General features: G+C 60.6%; 16 protein-coding genes. 10 read left to right on the top strand and 6 right to left on the bottom strand.

Annotated features, from left to right (window positions below):
• Positions 1 to 5 precede the first annotated feature (5 nt).
• From U862_RS0114415 to U862_RS0114405, 3 genes are read right to left on the bottom strand one after another with little or no spacing between them, the layout of a single operon-like run.
• The gene (locus U862_RS0114415) at positions 6 to 1616 is read right to left on the bottom strand and encodes an arylsulfatase (protein WP_025111034.1); all 1611 of its coding nucleotides are present in this window, start codon (positions 1614 to 1616) and stop codon (positions 6 to 8) included.
• 14 nt (positions 1617 to 1630) lie between these two features.
• The gene (locus U862_RS0114410; protein ID WP_025111033.1) at positions 1631 to 2446 is read right to left on the bottom strand and encodes an ABC transporter ATP-binding protein; all 816 of its coding nucleotides are present in this window, start codon (positions 2444 to 2446) and stop codon (positions 1631 to 1633) included.
• Positions 2443 to 4041 carry an ABC transporter permease gene (locus U862_RS0114405; protein ID WP_025111032.1) on the bottom strand — a complete coding sequence of 533 codons (1599 nt, stop codon included), beginning with the start codon at positions 4039 to 4041 and terminating at the stop codon, positions 2443 to 2445. The genes U862_RS0114410 and U862_RS0114405 overlap by 4 nt, the downstream gene beginning before the upstream one ends.
• 408 nt (positions 4042 to 4449) lie before the next feature.
• On the opposite strand from U862_RS0114405, the gene U862_RS0114400 reads away from it, so the two are divergent.
• Complete coding sequence (locus tag U862_RS0114400; RefSeq protein ID WP_025111031.1) at positions 4450 to 5463, top strand: ABC transporter substrate-binding protein; 1014 nt, start codon at positions 4450 to 4452, stop codon at positions 5461 to 5463.
• A gap of 136 nt (positions 5464 to 5599) precedes the next feature.
• On the opposite strand, the gene U862_RS0114395 is transcribed toward U862_RS0114400, so the two are convergent.
• The gene (locus U862_RS0114395; protein ID WP_025111030.1) at positions 5600 to 6520 is read right to left on the bottom strand and encodes a LysR family transcriptional regulator; all 921 of its coding nucleotides are present in this window, start codon (positions 6518 to 6520) and stop codon (positions 5600 to 5602) included.
• A 181-nt stretch (positions 6521 to 6701) separates the two neighbouring features.
• Here U862_RS0114395 and U862_RS0114390 point away from each other — a divergent pair, with 181 nt between their 5' ends.
• Entirely contained in the window at positions 6702 to 7622 is a 921-nt protein-coding gene (locus tag U862_RS0114390) for a TauD/TfdA family dioxygenase (RefSeq protein ID WP_025111029.1), read from the top strand.
• A 109-nt stretch (positions 7623 to 7731) separates the two neighbouring features.
• On the opposite strand, the gene U862_RS0114385 is transcribed toward U862_RS0114390, so the two are convergent.
• The gene (locus tag U862_RS0114385) at positions 7732 to 9348 is read right to left on the bottom strand and encodes an alkaline phosphatase family protein (protein ID WP_025111028.1); all 1617 of its coding nucleotides are present in this window, start codon (positions 9346 to 9348) and stop codon (positions 7732 to 7734) included.
• A 191-nt stretch (positions 9349 to 9539) separates the two neighbouring features.
• Positions 9540 to 10484: a LysR family transcriptional regulator gene (locus tag U862_RS0114380; protein WP_025111027.1), complete on the bottom strand. Its 945-nt coding sequence runs from the start codon at positions 10482 to 10484 to the stop codon at positions 9540 to 9542.
• Positions 10485 to 10649: 165 nt separating this feature from the next.
• Here U862_RS0114380 and U862_RS0114375 point away from each other — a divergent pair, with 165 nt between their 5' ends.
• The 8 genes from U862_RS0114375 to U862_RS0114340 all read left to right on the top strand — a co-directional run bounded on the left by U862_RS0114375 (position 10650) and on the right by U862_RS0114340 (position 18076).
• On the top strand, positions 10650 to 13010 hold the full coding sequence (locus U862_RS0114375) for a TonB-dependent receptor (RefSeq protein WP_025111026.1): 2361 nt from the start codon (positions 10650 to 10652) through the stop codon (positions 13008 to 13010).
• A gap of 24 nt (positions 13011 to 13034) precedes the next feature.
• Positions 13035 to 14378 (top strand): aryl-sulfate sulfotransferase, encoded by a 1344-nt coding sequence (locus U862_RS0114370; RefSeq protein ID WP_025111025.1) that lies wholly within the window; start codon positions 13035 to 13037, stop codon positions 14376 to 14378.
• A gap of 189 nt (positions 14379 to 14567) precedes the next feature.
• Positions 14568 to 14894: a hypothetical protein gene (locus U862_RS0114365; RefSeq protein WP_025111024.1), complete on the top strand. Its 327-nt coding sequence runs from the start codon at positions 14568 to 14570 to the stop codon at positions 14892 to 14894.
• 161 nt (positions 14895 to 15055) lie between these two features.
• Positions 15056 to 15379 (top strand): hypothetical protein, encoded by a 324-nt coding sequence (locus U862_RS0114360; protein WP_025111023.1) that lies wholly within the window; start codon positions 15056 to 15058, stop codon positions 15377 to 15379.
• A gap of 55 nt (positions 15380 to 15434) precedes the next feature.
• Entirely contained in the window at positions 15435 to 15770 is a 336-nt protein-coding gene (locus tag U862_RS0114355) for a hypothetical protein (RefSeq protein WP_025111022.1), read from the top strand.
• A 275-nt stretch (positions 15771 to 16045) separates the two neighbouring features.
• Positions 16046 to 16861, top strand: coding sequence for an energy transducer TonB (locus U862_RS0114350; protein ID WP_025111021.1), 816 nt, complete (start codon positions 16046 to 16048; stop codon positions 16859 to 16861).
• Positions 16862 to 16947: 86 nt separating this feature from the next.
• Entirely contained in the window at positions 16948 to 17673 is a 726-nt protein-coding gene (locus tag U862_RS0114345; protein WP_025111020.1) for a MotA/TolQ/ExbB proton channel family protein, read from the top strand.
• Between the two features lies 1 nt (position 17674).
• A complete protein-coding gene (locus tag U862_RS0114340) occupies positions 17675 to 18076 on the top strand; it encodes a biopolymer transporter ExbD (RefSeq protein WP_003220570.1) in 402 nt (133 codons plus the stop codon).
• Positions 18077 to 18325: the final 249 nt, after the last annotated feature.

Raw genomic sequence — 18325 nt, 5'->3', positions numbered from 1 at the left:
CAACCTCAATCCGGCTGGAATGGCGAAGCACTGAGAATCACCCCGGTCTCCTCCACATACTGCTGCCAATGCCCGATCAAGCTGCTGAGCCGATCCGGCTGACTCAACGCCAGATCATGAATCTCCCCCGGATCACTCGCCAGATCATAAAGCTGCCAGGTCGCCGGCCCCACCGGCCCGGGGATCCACACCGCTTTCCACGACCCTTGCCGAATCGCCCGCCGTCCAAACAATTCCCAACCGGTGACGGTGTGCTCGTCATGCACCTGCGCCGTCTCGCCGGACAAAAAGCCCAGCCACGATTTGCCGCGTAACGGCGCCACCGGTTTGCCGTGCCATTGCTTGCCCGGGTGGCGTACGCCGGCCAGGTCGAGGATGGTCGGCGTGATGTCCATCACCGTGCCGAAGCCGTGGCTGATCTGCCCTTTGATTGGCAGTTGCGGGTAGTGCAGCAGCGCCGGCACACGAATCCCGCCCTCGGTGGTAAAGGCCTTGAACAGCCGTGACGGCGCGGTGGCCACCTGCGCCCAGTTCGGCCCGTACCAGACGTAGGAATTGGCCCGGCCGATGTTGTCCAGGCTGTTGTCGTAGTGCTGGTTCAGATAGGTCATCAACTCCGGGCCGAACTTGGGGAAGGCTTCCAGCAGCGCGCCTTCGGCTCCGTTGTCGGACATGAACAGGATGAAGGTGTTGTCCAGTTGCCCTTGCTGGCGCAGGTAATCGACCACCCGGCCGATGTTCCAGTCCATGCGCTCGACCATTGCTGCGTAGACCTCCATCGCCCGTGCGGAAATCTGTTTTTGCTCAGCGCTCAGCGCATCCCATTGCGCGCTCAGCTGGATCAGCGGGTGCGGTTCGACGTCGGGCTCGATCAGCCCGAGGGTTTTGAGTTTTTCCAGGCGTTCCAGGCGCAGCACCTCGGGACCTGAGTCGTAGCGGCCACGGTATTTCTCGACGATATCGGCCGGCGCCTGCAACGGCCAGTGCGGTGCGGAGAAGGGCAAATAGGCGAAGAACGGCCGGCTCTGATCACGCTCCTTGAGGTACTGCAGCAGCTTGTCGCCGAAGGCGTCCGACGAGTAAAAGTCCTTGGGTAATTCGTCGAGGAATGTGTCGTCTTCGATGTACAGCGCCGGGGTCGATTTCAGCAGGCCCGGGGTGTGCTCATCGTAAGTCGGCTCGGAACCGTAGTGGTTGGCCGCTCCCGGCAGCAGCGAGAATGAACGCTCGAAACCACGGGCCTGCGGCGCCTGTTCAGCCTTCAAGCCCAAGTGCCATTTGCCGCTCATCAACGTCTGGTAACCGGCCTCGCGCAGCAGCTCGGGCAGGGCGACAACGCGGTCGTTCAAGTAGCCCTCGTAACCCGGTTTGCCGATCAGCTCCGGGGTCAGGGTTTCCGCCATGGTGCCGATGCCGGCGATGTGGTGATCGGTGCCGGTCAGCAACATCGAACGGGTTGGCGAACAGGTTGGCGCGGTGTGGAAATCGGTCAATCGCAGGCCGTTGCTGGCCAGGGCATCAAGGTTCGGCGTGGCGATTTCGCCGCCGAAGGCACCGAGGTCGGAGAAGCCGAGATCGTCGGCCAGGATCACCAGAAAATTGGGACGTTGCGGCATCGATAAAGCTCCTCTCAACAGGCAATGAACGACAGCGGCAGATCGCGGATCTGCACCGGTACGCTCGGTTGGTAATGGTCATCACTGGTCAGCTCGTGCAGCAGCTCTTCGCGCAGCTGATGGAAGTCGAAACTGCTGCGCTGGCGCGGATGCGGCAGGGCAATCTCGACCACTTGCTTGATCCGTCCCGGACGCGGCTCCATTACCACCACGCGGTCGGCGAGAAAGATCGCCTCCTCGACGTCGTGGGTGACCAGAATCGTGGTGATTTTCGCCCGGGCACGAATCGCCAGCAGCTCGTCCTGCATCTGCTGGCGGGTCAGTGCGTCGAGCGCGCCGAAGGGTTCGTCGAGCAACAGGATCCTTGGGCTGGCGACCAGCCCGCGAGCAATCGCCACGCGCTGCGCCATGCCGCCAGAGAGCTGGTGTGGATAGGCGCGGGTGAAGTCACGCAGGCCGACCAGCTCGATGAAATCGTTGATGCGCCGCTGCTTTTCGGCGGCAGCCAGTGGCTCGTTGACCAGGCCCAGGCCGATGTTGTCGGCCACGGTCAACCACGGAAACAAACGGTGTTCCTGAAACACGATGCCGCGTTCGCCGCCAATGCCGCTGACGGCTTTGCCATCCACCGTGATCTGCCCGCGAAACTGCGTGTCGAGGCCCACCAGCAAGCGCAGCAGTGTGGATTTGCCACAGCCGCTGGAGCCGACAATGGCGACGAATTCGCCCTCGGCGATGTCCAGGTTGAATTCGCGAATCGCCTCCAGTTCGAAACCGTCGACGTCGAAGGATTTGCCTACGTGGGTGAAGCTGACAATCGGTGCGTTCATGCGTGTCTCCAGCGGGTGGCGCGAATTTCCAGGCGTTGGCCAACAAGGTTGAGCAGGGCGCCGGTCAACCCGACCAGGAGCATTCCGGCCATGATCAGGTCCATGCGCAGCAGCTGTTGGGCGCCGATCATCTGGCTGCCGATGCCGCCGTTGGACGGCATGAAATATTCGGCGCCGATGGTGCCGAGCCAGGCGTAGATCAGGCTCAGGCGCAGCCCGGCGAAAATTCCCGGCGCCGCCCCCGGCAACACCAGTCGGCGCAAGCGCTGACCGAGGTTCAGGCGTAGCACCTGCGCGGCTTCGTTGAGTTGTGGCGAGAGGTTGGCGACGCTGCGTTGGGTGGCGATGAACAGCGGGAAGAACGCGGCGAGGGCGACGAATACCCACTTCGCCAGTTCACCGAGACCGAACCACGCGGTAAGCAGCGGCACCCAGGCAAAAATCGCAATCTGCCGCAGGGCGGCGAGTGTCGGGCCGAGCAACCGTTCGCTGGTGCGCGACAGGCCCAGCAGCAGGCCGAGGGCGAAACCGAGTCCGCCACCCAGCAACAATCCACCGACGGTGCGGCCGAGGCTCAAGGCCATGCCGCTGATCAACGTGCCGTCGAGCAGGCCGTTTTTAGTCGTTTCCAGCACTGCCACCGGGCTGACCAGAATGTTCGCGTCGATCCACTGCTGATCGCTCGCCACTTGCCACACGCCAATCAGGCCCAGCGGCAACAGCCACGGTTGCAGACGTTGCCAGCCTTCATAGCGCGGGCCGCGGCGGATTTCTGCGGTGGCCGGGTGCGGCCAGTGCACCAGTTTGCGGTCGAGCAAGCCGATGCCGCGATCCATCGCCACGCCGAGCAGGCCGATGACTACGATGCACACGAACACGATGTCGAGCATGAACAGTTGCCGCGCCCAGACCATCAGGTAACCGATGCCTTCGCTGGACGCCAGCAGCTCCACCGCCAGCAATGAAGTCCAGCCAGCGGCCAGAGCGAGGCGCACGCCGGCCATGAATGCCGGCAGTGCGGCGGGCAGCACCAGGCGGCGGATCAGCAGATAGGGCGGCAGGCGCAATACGGCGGCGGCTTCGCGCAGTTTCGGTTGTGCATCACGGACGCCGACCAGTGTGTGCAGGGTCACCGGGACCACGATGGCCTTGATCAGCACCACCAGTTTCAGCACTTCGCCGATGCCGAAAAACACCATGAACAGCGGAATCCACGCCAGCGTCGGCACCTGTGCCAGACCGGCGAACGTCGGAAAGACCAGCCGTTCGAGGCGCCGGCTGAAACCCAGCGCGGCACCCAGAACTGCCCCAGTGGATATGCCTGCCAGCAAACCCCAGAGCAGGCGTTGCAGGCTGATCCACAGATGACTCCACAACTCGCCCTGGGACAGCTCGATGGCGCTGTTCCACACCAGTGATGGCGCCGGCAGGATCTGTTCGCTCATCCATTGATTGCGCGCCGCCAGCCACCACAGGGTGAACAGGCTGATCGGCAGCAGCCAGGGCAACAGACGCTGGTTGAGGCTTGGCCACGCCCGCCGACGTTTGAGCGGCGGCGCAGGCAGCGACAGGCTGAGCAGGGAATCACGGGCCATGGGTGACCTCCGTTGTCGGGTTGCATGGCTGACCGCTGTGCGGGTGTGGGCGTGGGCTAGCTCACGAAGGTGGAGTGTCAGGCGCCAGTGATGGTGGATGACACGGTCTCTTCGCGAGCAAGCCTGCTCCCGCAGTGGGTTAGCGGTGTATGCAAAATTGGTCTAATAAAATTCAAATCAATTCTATTAAGAGATAAGCAAGACCATTTAAGGCCTCCAGCGCGATGCGCATCCAATGCATTCGAAGAATATTTTCGATGCTGTTAATGCATAGGCCGCTGCAAGCCGCGTTTTTGCTCGCTTAGCGTAAAAAGATATAAAAATGTGCATTTATAGTATTTAAGCGAAGGTCCTGCTTCGGCCTACTTTCGGCTCCTCAACGCCCGTCGTGATCAAGGAGCCGCACCCATGAACCTTCCCTTCAAACGTGTCTTCAGCCTGTTGACCATCCCGGCGCTGGCGGGGCTGCTGGCCTTTACCGCGCACGCCGACGAACTCAAGGAAATCAGGATCGCCGTGCCCGACTTGAGCGCCGGCACCCAGCACAGCGGTGGCGGCGTGGTGGACGTGCTGCGCGATCGGCAGATCTTCGAAAAGGCCTTTGCCGATCAGGGCATCAAGATTCAGTGGAGTTTCTTCAAGGGCGCCGGGCCGGTGATCAATGAGGCGTTCGCCAACGGGCAGGTCGATCTGGCGTATCTGGGCGATCTGGCGGCGATCATCGGCAAGTCCAATGGCCTCGATACGCGTTTGCTCAGCGCCAGCGCGCGCGGGGTGAAGCAGTATCTTGGCGTGGTGCCGGGGTCGGGGATCAAGACCTTGCAGGATCTCAAGGGCAAGCGCGTGGCGATCTTCCGTGGCACCGCCACGCAGTTGTCGTTTGACGCGGCACTGGCCAGCCAGGGTTTGAGCGAGAAGGACTTGAAGGTGATCAACCTCGACTTCAGCGGCGCGGTCGCGGCACTGGCGGCCAAACAGATCGACGCGTCGTGGGGCAGCTCAGGGCTGACGGCGCTGCAAGCCAAGGGGCTGGCGGAATTGCCACTGAACACCAAAGACCTGGGCGGCGCCGGCAGCGTGCAGTCGGTGCTGGTGGGGGCCGGCAAGTTTGTCGACGGGCATCCGGAAGTCGTGGCGAAACTGCTCAAGGCGCAGCAGCAGGCGGTGGAGTGGTTGACCCAGGACAGCAACAAGGAGGCCTATGTGCAACTGGTGTCGGGGCTGGCAAGTTATCCACCGGTGATCCTGTCGCAGGATCTGCAGGATCAGAAACTCAGCGAAGTGTTCCCGTCGACGCTGGACCCGGTGTTCCTCGGCAAATTGCAGGACTCGGTGGACCTGGCGGCGCAGCAGAAGCTGATTCGCAAGCCGTTCAAGGTCAGCGATTGGGTGGCGCCTGAATTGGCGGCAGCCAAGCTCTGAATCTCCGTCGTCTGGTCGGGCCTCTTCGCGAGCAAGCCCGCTCCCACCTGGAAATGCATTCCAACTGTGCGAGTGCGCTTGCTCCCACCTGGAAATGCATTCCAACTGTGGGAGCGGGCTTGCTCGCGAAAGGGCCCTAAACCGCGACGCTGACCTCCTGCTTATCCACCGCCACCAACGTCTCGATCATCGCCCGCGCCGCCGGCGACAGCCTGAATCCGGTGCGACTGACAATCCCGCAGCGTGCATTCATGCTCTCCAGATTCTGCGGCAGGTTGCGCCAGTGCAGCAGCGCCAGCGAACCCTGGGCAATGTCCTCGACGAACGCCTCTTCCGTGCCCACGCCAATCGCATTCGATTGCAGCACCACTTTGACCAGTGCCGGGAAATGCTCGGTCTCGATGGTCGGCGAAAAATCGATCCTGCCACTGAGGTTCGCCAGCAGTTTGCGGATGCCCGGCGGGATCAGCGTGGTCGCCAGCGGGTAATCGAACATGTCGTTGGTCGACAGACTTTCCTTGGCCAGCAACGGATGCCCCGGGCGGCAGAAAAATACCCCGCGCTTGGGCGTCAGGGCCTGGGTCTGGAAGTTTGGGTCGGCCTCGAAATGGCGGATGTCGGCGATGAAGAATTCGATTTCCTCGCGGCTCAGCGCGCGGCTGAGTTTTTCCCAGTTATCCACTTGAAAACAGGTGCGCACTTTCGGGTGCGCGTTGATGAATTGCGCCACCGCATCGGGCACCAGCTTCACCGCCGGCGCCGGGCCGCAACCGAAGTGCAGTTCACCGGCATCGAGCTTGGTCATCTGCGTCACCTCGGCACTGAGCAGCGCGGCGCCCTGCACCAGGCTCAGGGCGTGTTGCAGTACCACCTGGCCCTCGGGCGTGGGGCGCAGATCCTTGTTGCCGCGATCCACCAGCACGCAACCGAACTCCTGCTCCAGCCCCTGAATGCTGCGGCTGAACGCCGGTTGGGTGATGCCCATCGCGTCCGCCGCACGGACAAAACTGCGGTGTTCGTTGAGGGCGATGAAGTAACGCAACTGGCGAAGATCCATATGCTTTTCCGGCATCCTAAAAATAGCTCGAAGGCATTTGCGACGAGGGTTGCTTGAGGTTTTAAATGCAAGCTCTTATTCCGTCAACGAAGCATGTGAATATCTATTAGATGTAAATGGAATATAGATAGAGCGATGTTTCGCTGCCGCCCAACCGCAAGCAGTCGATGAGGGTCTACCCATGAGCAATGCCGCACTCGCTGTAAAACCCGCTGTCCACGCGCTGGAAATCCATCCGGTGGCCGGTCGTATCGGCGCCGAGATTCGTGGCGTGCACTTGTCCGGTGAGCTGGACGCCGCTACGGTCGAAGCCATTCAGCAGGCGCTGATCCAGTACAAGGTCGTGTTCTTCCGCGAGCAGACCCAACTCGACGACCAGCGCCAGGAAGCCTTCGCCCATCTGCTCGGCGAACCTGTGGCGCATCCAACTGTGCCGGTGCGTGAGGGCACGCGTTATCTGCTGGAACTGGACGGCGCCGAGGGCCAGCGCGCCAACTCCTGGCACACCGACGTGACGTTCGTCGACGCCTACCCGAAAGCCTCGATCCTGCGCTCGGTGGTGGCCCCGGCTTTCGGTGGCGACACCCTGTGGGCCAACACTGCGACCGCGTACAACGAACTGCCAAGCGAGCTGCGTGAACTGGCGGACAAACTGGTTGCTGTGCACAGTAACGAATACGACTACGCCGGAGCCAAGCCGGACGTGTCGGCGGAGAAGCTCGAGCGCTATCGCAAAATCTTCACCTCGACCGTCTACGAGACCGAGCATCCGGTGGTGCGTGTGCATCCGATCAGTGGCGAAAAAAGCTTGCTGCTGGGGCATTTCGTCAAACGTATCAAGGGTTACTCGCAGGCTGATTCGGCGCACCTGTTCGGGTTGTTGCAGAGCCACGTGATTCGTCAGGAAAACACCGTGCGCTGGCGCTGGAAGGCCGGTGACGTGGCGATCTGGGATAACCGTTCGACCCAGCATTACGCGATTGATGATTACGGCACCCAGGATCGCATCGTGCGGCGGGTGACGCTCAAGGGTGAAGTGCCGGTTGGGGCTTCGGGGCAGCGCAGTCAAACGATTAAAGGTGCCGAGCTCGTCGGCGTCTGATCGGGCCTCTTCGCGAGCAAGCCCGCTCCCACAGTGGGAATGTGTGGAACACAATGGATGTGAACGACACATAACCCTGTGGGAGCGGGCTTGCTCGCGAAGCTTTTAATCACCAGACACCGATCTGCACCACCTTCTCGCCCTCCGGCTCCCCATATCGAAACCGCTGCCCGCGCGAATCAATCTCCTGATGACTGATCGTGGTGCGCCGCTTCAACCCACGCACCCATTCAAACAAATACCCCGCATGCTCCTCGCGCACCGCCGCGCACGCCGGATCTTCGCCCAAATCACGCAGCTCCTGCGGATCATTCAGCAGGTCAAACAACTGTGGCCGGAAGCCGTCGTACGCCAGGTATTTCCAGCGTTCGCTGCGCACCATGGTCATGCGGCAACGGTCGATCGGCTGGCCGAGTCGCTCACGTGCCGGGGCTTGAAAGGCGTAGTCGTATTCGCTGATTGCATAGCGGCGCCATTCAGGATTTTCGCCGTGCAACAGCGGGATCAGCGAGCGCCCTTCCAGTCGATGTTCGGCCTTTGGCAAACCCAGTGCCTGCAGAAACGTCGGCAATGCGTCGATGGTTTCCGCCAGGCGCTCATCCACCGTGCCCCGAGTGATGTCTGCCGCCGCGCGAGGATCGCGCACGATCAGCGGCACGCCCACCGCCTGCTCCAGCAAAAACTCCTTCTCGCCCAGCCAGTGATCACCGAGAAAGTCGCCGTGATCGCTGGTGAACACGATCAGCGTGTCCTCCCAGCGGCCGTTGCTCTGCAGAAAATCGAACAGCCGCCCGAGCTGATCATCCACTTGCTTGATCAGGCCCATGTAGGTGGGGATTACGTTCAATCGTACTGAGTCACGGGAGAAGTTGAGGCTTTCCTCATGCTGGCGAAACGCCGTGTATACGGGGTGTTTGCTGGCTTCGGAGGGCGTCGCGCGGACCGGTTCGAGAATCGATTTCGTACTGTACAAGGTGTGGTATGGCGCCGGTACGATGTAGGGCCAGTGCGGTTTGATGTAGGACAGGTGCAAACACCAGGATTTGTCACCTTGCTCACCGATGAAGTCGATGGCTCGATTTGTAGTGTAGACAGTCTCTGAAAATTGCTCGGGAATTCGCGCTGGCAAATGCGCATGACGCATCTGCCAGCCGCTGAGGATTTCGCCGTTCTCGCCTTCGGCGGCGTTGGCCCAGTCGTGCCAGGGGTTGCGCCCGTCGAAGCCCTGCTCGCGCAGGTAATGGGTGTAGGGCGCGGATTCGCGCTTGGCGTCGAACAGCGGGTCGTCGGGGAAGATCCCGTCGTGGCGAAAGTACGGTTCGAAACCGACCTCGTTGAGCACCTCGGCCTGCGCGCTGTCCGGGTTGATCGCCAGGCGCTGCAGCGCGTCGACATTGGCCGTGGCGTGGGTCTTGCCGACCAGCGCGGTGCGGATGCCGTGGGGGCGCAGGTAGTCGCCGATCGTCAGTTCTTCCAGCGGTAACGGCACGGCGTTCCACGCCACTTGGTGGCTGCTGACGTAACGCCCGGTGTAGGCCGACATTCGCGATGGCCCGCAGATCGTGCCTTGGGTGTAGGCACGGCTGAAGCGCACGCCGGCGGCGGCCAGGCGATCGATGTTCGGCGTGTGCAAATGCGGATGTCCGTAGCAGGACAGGTAATCGCGGCGCAGTTGATCGCACATGATGTACAGCACGTTGCGCACGGGGTTTGGCGGGTTGGACATGGGGTTCACCGGTCAGAGAGACAGGCGAGGGTTTTCGCTTTCGGCGGGGGTGTTCGGCAAGTGCATTTTGGGAATGGGCTTTATGCAGTGGATGCATCGGTGTCTGTGACGACGCCTTCGCGAGCAAGCCCGCTCCCACAGGCGTACGCACATCCAGATGTAGGAGCGGGCTTGCTCGCGAAGGCGGTCGCTCAGACTGCAAAATTCTCCAGCGAACACACCTCATCATCCACCGCATCAATCGCCTTGATCTGCTCAATCATCGCCTCCGCCAGCGGCGACAACCGATACCCCGCGCGGCTGACAATCCCATAACGGGTGTACAGCTCCTCCAGATCATCTGCCAGGCCCTCGATCTTCAGGCACACCAGCTCACCCTTGGCCTGATGCAGAGCATCGGAGTACGCGCCAACGATCCCGATTGCGTCCGAACGCAAAACAACGCTGAGCAGGCTGGAACTGTTTTCGCATTCCACATTGGGCGTGAAGTCCGGGCGGCCGCTGAGATCGACGATGACCTTGCGCAGGTTCGGCGGACGGATGCTCACCGCCAGTGGATAACTCATCAGTTGCTCGGCCGTGACCCGTTCACAAGTGGCCAGCGGATGCCCGGCGCGGCAACAGAAATGCCATTTGCGCGGACGTAATCGATAGGTCAGGTAATCCGGATCGGCCTCGAAGTACCGGGTGTCGGCGACAAAGAATTCGAACTCCTCGTTGAGCAGGCGTTTGCTCAGGCTCTGCCAGTCATCGACCTGAAACTGCACCCGCGCCTTCGGATAACGCCCGATGAACGCGCCGATCGCTCGCGGGATCAATCCGGCCGCCGGCGCCGGGCCGCAACCGAAGCGCAGCTCACCGGCCTCCAGGCCATTGAACTGATTGATCTCGTTGGCCATTTGCTGCGCACCGCTGACCAGTCGTCGTGCATGTTCGAGCAGCACCTGGCCTTGTTTCGTTGGCGGCAAATCCTTGCGCCCGCGATCGACCAACTGGCAGCCGACGCTGTGCTCCAGTGCCTGAATACTGCGGCTGAACGCCGACTGCGACAGGTTCACCGCCTGCGCGCCAGCGACGAAGCTGCGTTGTTCGGCGAGGGCGATGAAGTGTCGTAACTGGCGCAAGTCGATATGCATTTTTCACATAAAAAATATCCGGGAAATGCATTGGATATGCATTAGGTCGACTCCTTATAAAGGCAATCTCTTATGCAGTAAATATTTGTAAATCCATAAATAAATAACTTAAAAGAATATGCAGCGCTGAAGATGTCTGTGTGTTTTTTGACCAGGAGCCGCGCCATGAGTCCGTTGAACCTTGCGTCACCCTTAACGCCACGACGGCTCAAACGCCTGCCTCTGGCCTTGTTGCTGGCGGGCAGCGCCAGCTGGACACACGGCTATGCCGCCGACGCTGAAACCCCACAACCGGCGCCGGCCGGCAAGTCGGCGGCCAACAGTTCGCAACTGGAAACCGTGACGGTCACCACCCGCCGTCGTGAAGAAAGTTCGCAAGACGTGCCGACGCCGATGAGCGTGGTCAGCGGCCAGACCCTGGAGACGCAGCGGGTCTACCGGATTCAGGATTTGCAGCAACTGGTGCCCAGCGTCAACGTCGCCTACATGCACGCCCGTCAGTCCAGCGTGTCGATTCGCGGCCTGGGCAACAACCCGGCCAGTGACGGGTTGGAAGGCAGCGTCGGCCTGTACATCGACAACGTGTATCTGGGTCGCCCGGGAATGGCGGTGTTCGACCTGATGGACATCGAACAGCTCGAAGTCCTGCGCGGGCCGCAGGGCACGCTGTTCGGCAAGAACACCACCGCCGGGGTGATCAACATCAGCACCCGCGCGCCGACATTCACGCCGGAACGCAGCATCGAAACCTCGGTCGGCGAGGATGGCTATTTCCAGACCAAGGGCACGATTTCCGGGCCGCTCAACGATCAGTTGGCCGGACGCTTTTCGGCCTATCGCACCCGCAGCGACGGCGACATCAAGAACGAGTACAACGGCCATGATCTGAATGGCGGATCGCGCGACGGTTTCCGTGCGCAGTTGCTGTTCAAGCCCAGCGAAGATTTCAATCTGCGCTGGATCGGCGACTACAACGAAGAGGATTCCAGCGCCGGTACCCGCGTGCTGTACGACACCGGGCCGACCATCAACGGCGTCAACCTCTATCAATCGCGGGCCAACGCCGCCGGTGCGACGCTGGTCAACGGTTCGCACCGCAAGGTCAATCTGGACAACGACCAGCACGTCACCGTGCATCAGGGCGGCACGTCGGTAGAAGCCAACTGGACGTTGCCCAGCGACTTCACCCTGACCTCGATCAGCTCCTACCGCTTCTGGAATTTCACCCCGGCCAACGACGATGGCCTCAACGTCGCGGCGACCTATAACGCCGGTGTCTCGGTGGAAGACAAACAGTACTCGCAGGAATTTCGCCTCGCTTCGCCCAAGGGCGAGTTCTTCGATTATGTGGTCGGCGCGTACTACTTCGGCTCGGATCTGGACAACAAATCCTTCGCCTATTACGGGCCGCAGGCCGACATCTGGAATGGCACGCCGCGCGGTGCCCTGGCCAATGTCGGCAGCGTCGGCAACGGCCACATCAAGACCGACAGTTTCGCGCTGTTTGCCCAAGGCACCTGGCACCTCACCGAACGTCTGGATTTCACCGCCGGGGTGCGTGGCACCTACGAAGAGAAAAACGCCTGGGTCACTCGCGATGCGCCAGTCGGTGGTGCTGTGGTCACCGGCGCGGCGGCGACCGCTCGACGCGGACGTACCGGCGCCTACGACTCCGGCGATCTCAATCAGTACAGCTCCAGCCCGTCCGGGTTGCTCAACCTCAGCTATCGCATCACCGATGATCTGCTCGGATACGCCACCCTGTCCCACGGTGAAAAATCCGGTGGGGTGAACCTCGCGGTGGGGTCTGCGCCAACTGCCGGCGCCGACTCGCTGCTAATCGGCACCGAGCGCGCCAACAACGCCGAACTCGGCTTCAAGAGCACCCTGTGGGACCGCCGTCTGCAGTTTAACGCCAACCTGTTCTGGACCCAGGTCAACGCCTACCAGACCAACGCCTACGACGACGTCAATCGTGTGCAGTACCTGACCAACGCCGGCTCCGTGCGCTCGCGCGGCGTCGAGTTTGAAAGCACGGTGATCCCGCTGCGCGGCCTGACCCTGAACTTCAACGGTTCGTACAACGACGTAAGCTACCTCTCGTACAAGGATGCACCATGCCCACCTGAAGTCAGCCAGGCACCGGGTGCACCGGCCTCTTGCGACCTCAGCGGTCACCAGGTCGTCGGTGCCTCGAAATGGATTGGCAATGCCAACGGCAAATACGAATGGAATCTGGCCAACGGCCTGCAACCTTACGTCACCGGCAGCTACGCATTCCGCTCCAAAGCGGTGGGCACGGTCGAGGATTCCGACTACGGGCAAATCCCGAGTTATGCGGTGGTCAATCTCTCCACCGGCCTGCGCGGCGATTTCCATCAGGGACAGTGGGACGTCTCGCTGTGGCTGAAAAACGCCTTCGACAAAACCTATTACACGACCCTGTGGACCGGCGGCAATGGCGGCTACGAAGGCCTGCTCGGCACGCCGCGCACCCTGGGCGTGACCGGTCGCTACGACTTCTGATTTGATCGTTCAAGGAGCTGCATCATGTTGCCAGGCAAAACCGCTTTAGCGCTGTTGGTGTCCGGCGCGGTACTCAGTAGCGGGGCGTTTGCCGCGCCCAGCGTGTACCCGACCGGCGTTACCCGCTACGACCCGAACAAGGCGTTTAATCAGTACGTGATCTTCAGTGGCGCCGACAAGCAGACGCACCTGATCGACATGAATGGCAACGAGGTTAAAACCTGGCCGCAGGCGGGGTTTCCGTCGGCAATCATCGACCCGCAACTGGTCGGTGGCGAGCGCGGGCATGTGCTGCTGCAACTGAGCGACAAGGATCCGGGCAAGCTCGGTTCGGCCGGCAACGGCCTGGGCAACCAGAGCGTCGGCGAGCTGGACTGGAGCGGCAAAGTTATCTGGCAGTGGGGCGACAAGGCCCCTGGTGGCGCGGCGCAACAACATCATGACCAACGTCGTTTGAGTAACGGCAACACCGTCGTGCTGGCGAACAAGGTGCACCAGGTCAAGGGCTTCAAAGTACCCGAGGTGATCGACGATGCGATCTATGAAGTCAGCCCTGACGGTGCGGTGAAATGGCAATGGTTGGCCTCGGAACACCTGAGCGAATTCGGCTTCACCCCGGAGCAACTGAAACTGGTGCGCGCCAGCGACAATCCGGATTACCTGCACATCAACAACCTCAGTGTGGTCGGGCCGAACAAGTGGTTCGATGGCGGCGATAAACGCTTCAATCCGGACAACCTGCTGCTCGATTCACGCAACGCCAACTTCATTGCGATTATCGACAAACACAGCGGCAAAGTGGTCTGGCGCCTCGGTCCGAACCTGCCGCTGATCAACCCGAAAACCGCGCAAAAACTGCCGCGTCCGGTGGACCAGTTTGTCGGTCAGCATGATGCGCACATCATCCCGGCAGGACTGCCCGGCGCCGGCAATCTGCTGGTGTTTGACAACCAGGGTTCGGCGGGGTATCCGAACGTCACTCTCGGGCTGATTTCCGGGTCGCGAGTGCTGGAAATCGATCCGCAGAAAAACCAGATCGTCTGGCAGTACAGCGCCGCCAATTCGAAGCAGCCGGGGTGGGCGTTCTACAGCTCGTTCATCAGCAGCGCGCGACGTTTGCCCAACGGCAATACGCTGATTGACGAAGGCATGAACGGGCGGTTTTTCCAGGTGACGGCCAACGGCGAAAACGTCTGGGAATACGTCAGCCCTTACCTGGGCAAGGCGCCAGGCAGCGATGCAATCAGCAACTGGGTCTATCGCGCCTTGCCGGTGAGTTACGACTGGGTGCCGGCGGGCACGCCGCGCTCTGAGAGCGCCGTCATTGCTCCGGCATCGGCCGTGCAACAGACAAGCGCCAGTCGTTAGTTGCAAAGGAATTAATGCTCGAATGAATGGCAATAAGTTATGTGAGATTTGGGCAGCGCTTATTGCAATTTCGTTGAAAAGTCGCATGGACAATAAGTGAATGCCGAACCATCCTGATTGTCGTGAGTTTCCAGGAGGAAACTTGCTCTCATCGGAAGACACTTATCCAACGATAAAGGAAATCTCGTTATGTCGAGCATTAATGGCAACTATGTAAACGCTAACGCTGGCGCCAAACTGACGATTACCGATGGCAACGACTCCAACGGCACCTTCAGCGGCAAGTTCAGCCAGAACGGCGTGAACTACGACATCGCTTACGGGCATTACCATTTCCAGAACAGCACCGGGCAGCCTACGATCATCACGTTCACGGCTCTGAATGATGGCACTGGCTATCAGTCCTGGACATTGTTCTCACCCGATCACAATTACTCGAAAGTGCGTGCGGTGGGTTCACGCAATAATTTTGATGGTGATGTTGTTGGTCTGGCAGGAGAGTTTATTAAACAGTAATTTTGTGTAAAAAAGCCGCCCAGCTATTTAAGCTGGGCGGCTTTTTTCTTACATGAAATAAGTCGTTTTCATGTCGGTCGTGCTTCCAGTGGATGACAGAGTTTACTCATGCTTGATTCTAAGCTCACTGTGAACTTAATCATTCGATCAGGACGCTTTAGATGCAAAACGCACTTTATTCCAACACTCACAATGGTCCCTCTCTGACGATTGTCGACTCCGATGATCGCACCGGAATCTTCGCCGGCACGTTGCATCACCAAGGCATCAACTACGACATCGTCAATGGCCGTTATGCCAGCCTCAACGGCTATCAGCCACCGACGGTGGTCACGCTCATTGCGGCTCATCAGGATCATGGCTACTTCGCCTTGACGCTGTTTTCACCCAGCCGTGGCACCCACGAACTGACAGGGCATTGCGTGCACGTCACTTACGACGGTGCGGTCAGCAGCCTGCCGGGTGACTTCGTTCGAAATGCCTGAGCGCCGCCTGCTTCAGGCCTCGCCCTCCAAACTAAACCCAGCAAGGATGCTGCACATGTCCACGATCAACGGCGTTTATCGCCACGAGCCTTCCGAAACGACCCTGACCCTGACCGAGGGCGATGATCGCACCGGCAGTTTCACCGGCACTCTGTCTGTGTCCGGGATCGATTACCCACTCGCATTCGGCAATTTTCATTTCAGGCATGGTTTTTCAACGGGCGCGGTTGCCATCGCGTTCAGCACGTTGATGGCCGATGGTACGGGGCAAGCGTGGGTGATGTTCTCGCCTGACCAGTCCTATGCACGCCTGCGGGCAATGGGCAGCGCTGCCGACCTGGGCGGAGAGGTCGCGTTGACCGGCCTTGAGTTTGTTCGACAAGCACCCTGAAAAAGCCCGGATTAAACGGTTTTCGCATGCCTTGGCCGAATATTTTTCATGCTTGAAAAGCATTGTAAATTTGCGTTGCGGCGCAAGCCCTTGCAGGCCGTGGCCTCGCGGAGATCGCTGAGAATTTATATTCAAAAAACGTCTAAACACATCAATAAAAGTTACTTTCGGAGATAAGTGATTGCTCCAATGATTGACCCAACGACCGGTCGCACGGGGGATACAGGTGGCGGCCGGTCGGGTACTTCGCAAAAGAGACCGCAGGGAGTGAATCAATGGGCAATGTCCAGACCGCCGCCAGCGCACAGGAATTGCTGTGGCGCCAGGCACCGAGTGGCGAATTGGTCGATCTTGGCCGGCCTCATCGTGTGCCATTGGGGCAGTTGCGTTTGCAGCGTGCGCCCAAGGGCATTCTGAGCCGACGCGAAGCGATCCTGCTCGGGGTGCTGGCGCTGCTGGTGCACGCTGCGGTGATCTACTGGATCAACCAGCAGCCAACGCTGGTGCTGCCAATCGTGCCGCCGGAAATTCCGCCGATGACCATCGAGTTCTCGCGGCCGGCGCCGCCTGCACCGCCCGTGGTTGAACCGCCGCCACCGGCTCCGGTGGTCGAGCCGCCACCACCGGTTGAAGACGAGTTGGCCGTGAAGCCGCCACCGCCCAAACCGATCCCCAAACCCAAGCCGAAACCGGTGGCCAAACCGGTGCCGAAGCCGGCACCCAAAGCCGTGGAGCAACCCCCCGCGCCGCCGCAACCGGCAGCCCCGGTCGCTGCGCCAGCGCCACCCGCACCCCCGGCCCCGGCGCCGGTGACGCCGGCCTCGGCCAACGCCGCGTATTTGAAGAACCCGGCGCCGGAATATCCGTCGCTGGCCCAGCGTCGCGGTTGGGAAGGCACGGTGATGCTGAGGGTGCACGTGTTGGCCAATGGCAAACCGGGCGAGATCCAGATTCAGAAAAGCAGCGGTCGGCAGCAACTCGACGATGCGGCGCTAAGCGCGGTCAAGCAGTGGAGCTTCGTCCCGGCCAAGCAGGGTGATGTTGCCCAGGACGGCTGGGTCAGCGTGCCCATCGATTTCAAGATTCATTAATTGGTAATCAGCCGGCTTTATTCTCGCGGTGTGTCTGGAACCGTCATCGCGAGCAAGCCCGGCTCCCACACACGAGGGAACACATCATGACGTTACTGGCATCTCCACTGGAATCCATCGAAAGCGCGGTGATCTGGCTGCTGGTGGTTTTTTCCGTCGCCACCTGGGGGCTGGCGCTGCTCAAGGCTGTGCAGTTTGGTCGTCTGAAGGCGCAGGATCGCAAGTTTCATAAACGCTTCTGGGCGGCGTCGAGTCTGGATTCCGCCGCCGAGTTGAGCGAAACCCAGCCTGGCGCTGCAGCCCGGGTGGCGCAGGCCGGTTACGCGGCGATCCAGGTCGGCGAAGCACCGCAGGCCAATGACCTGAGCCAGGCGATCAACCATCAGGATCGACTGGAGCGCGCCTTGCGTCAGCAGATCGTGCGCGAACGCCGTTCGCTGGAAACCGGTCTGGCGGTGGTCGCGAGTATTGGCAGTACCTCGCCGTTCATAGGTCTGTTCGGCACGGTGTGGGGGATCATGGAAGCGTTGAAAGGCATCAGTGCAGCCGGCTCGGCGAGTCTGGAAACCGTGGCCGGGCCGATTGGCGCGGCACTGGTCGCCACCGGTGTGGGGATCGCCGTCGCGGTGCCGGCGGTGCTGGTTTACAACTACTTTTTGCGGCGTCTGAAACTGACCGCAGCGGATCTGGATGACTTCGCCCACGACTTCTACAGCCTGGCGCAGAAGAGTGCGTTCCGCGTGCTGATCCACCCGACTGCAAACAAGGTGGCGGCACCTGGCAACGCGGCGAAAGTGAAGGAGGCGTCCTGATATGGCCTTCTCCACGCAAGACAGCGACGAGGTGCTGAGCGAGATCAACGTGACGCCGTTGGTGGATGTGATGCTGGTGCTGCTGGTGGTGTTCATCGTCACCGCGCCGCTGCTGACCAACGCGATTCCGATCAACCTGCCCAAGACCGAAGCGGTAGCACCGGTGGAGCAGAAAGATCCGCTGGTGGTGAGCATCGACGGCGCCGGCAAACTGTTTATCAACAAGGATGAAATTCAGCCGGATCTGCTGGAATTCAATCTTAAGTCAGCCAAGGCGAAAGACCCGGAAGTGCGCGTGCAACTGCAGGCCGACGACGGCGTGAACTACGGCGAAGTGGCACGGGCGATGGCTTCGATTGAACGGGCGGGGATTACCAAGCTGTCGGTGATCACTGCGCGGTGAAAAGATTTTCGTTTTTCCGGGGCCGTCTCCTTGGCAGGGTGCGGCCCTTTTTTTATCCCGCAAAAAGACCTTCACCCCCCAGCGACTGTGGGAGCGAGCCTGCTCGCGAAGGCGTTTTTTCAGTTGCAGTCAAATTGACTGATCCGCCGCTTTCGCGAGCAAGCCCGCTCCCACAGGTTGTGCGTTATATATGCATTATAAGTCTTAATAAATAGCTTCTTATTCCTTAACGAATATAAATCCCGTCCC

The sequence above is a fragment of the Pseudomonas sp. H1h genome (genome assembly GCF_000633255.1).
GTDB lineage: Bacteria > Pseudomonadota > Gammaproteobacteria > Pseudomonadales > Pseudomonadaceae > Aquipseudomonas.
This window is presented reverse-complemented; position numbering and strand designations above follow the sequence as displayed.

What these genes read in the sequence shown, in the direction of transcription:
- U862_RS0114415 (WP_025111034.1), bottom strand. Translation starts at nt 1,616, where the DNA reads ATGCCGCAACGTCCCAATTTTCTGGTGATCCTGGCCGACGATCTCGGC.
- U862_RS0114410 (WP_025111033.1), bottom strand. Translation starts at nt 2,446, where the DNA reads ATGAACGCACCGATTGTCAGCTTCACCCACGTAGGCAAATCCTTCGAC.
- U862_RS0114405 (WP_025111032.1), bottom strand. Translation starts at nt 4,041, where the DNA reads ATGGCCCGTGATTCCCTGCTCAGCCTGTCGCTGCCTGCGCCGCCGCTC.
- U862_RS0114400 (WP_025111031.1), top strand. Translation starts at nt 4,450, where the DNA reads ATGAACCTTCCCTTCAAACGTGTCTTCAGCCTGTTGACCATCCCGGCG.
- U862_RS0114395 (WP_025111030.1), bottom strand. Translation starts at nt 6,520, where the DNA reads ATGGATCTTCGCCAGTTGCGTTACTTCATCGCCCTCAACGAACACCGC.
- U862_RS0114390 (WP_025111029.1), top strand. Translation starts at nt 6,702, where the DNA reads ATGAGCAATGCCGCACTCGCTGTAAAACCCGCTGTCCACGCGCTGGAA.
- U862_RS0114385 (WP_025111028.1), bottom strand. Translation starts at nt 9,348, where the DNA reads ATGTCCAACCCGCCAAACCCCGTGCGCAACGTGCTGTACATCATGTGC.
- U862_RS0114380 (WP_025111027.1), bottom strand. Translation starts at nt 10,484, where the DNA reads ATGCATATCGACTTGCGCCAGTTACGACACTTCATCGCCCTCGCCGAA.
- U862_RS0114375 (WP_025111026.1), top strand. Translation starts at nt 10,650, where the DNA reads ATGAGTCCGTTGAACCTTGCGTCACCCTTAACGCCACGACGGCTCAAA.
- U862_RS0114370 (WP_025111025.1), top strand. Translation starts at nt 13,035, where the DNA reads ATGTTGCCAGGCAAAACCGCTTTAGCGCTGTTGGTGTCCGGCGCGGTA.
- U862_RS0114365 (WP_025111024.1), top strand. Translation starts at nt 14,568, where the DNA reads ATGTCGAGCATTAATGGCAACTATGTAAACGCTAACGCTGGCGCCAAA.
- U862_RS0114360 (WP_025111023.1), top strand. Translation starts at nt 15,056, where the DNA reads ATGCAAAACGCACTTTATTCCAACACTCACAATGGTCCCTCTCTGACG.
- U862_RS0114355 (WP_025111022.1), top strand. Translation starts at nt 15,435, where the DNA reads ATGTCCACGATCAACGGCGTTTATCGCCACGAGCCTTCCGAAACGACC.
- U862_RS0114350 (WP_025111021.1), top strand. Translation starts at nt 16,046, where the DNA reads ATGGGCAATGTCCAGACCGCCGCCAGCGCACAGGAATTGCTGTGGCGC.
- U862_RS0114345 (WP_025111020.1), top strand. Translation starts at nt 16,948, where the DNA reads ATGACGTTACTGGCATCTCCACTGGAATCCATCGAAAGCGCGGTGATC.
- U862_RS0114340 (WP_003220570.1), top strand. Translation starts at nt 17,675, where the DNA reads ATGGCCTTCTCCACGCAAGACAGCGACGAGGTGCTGAGCGAGATCAAC.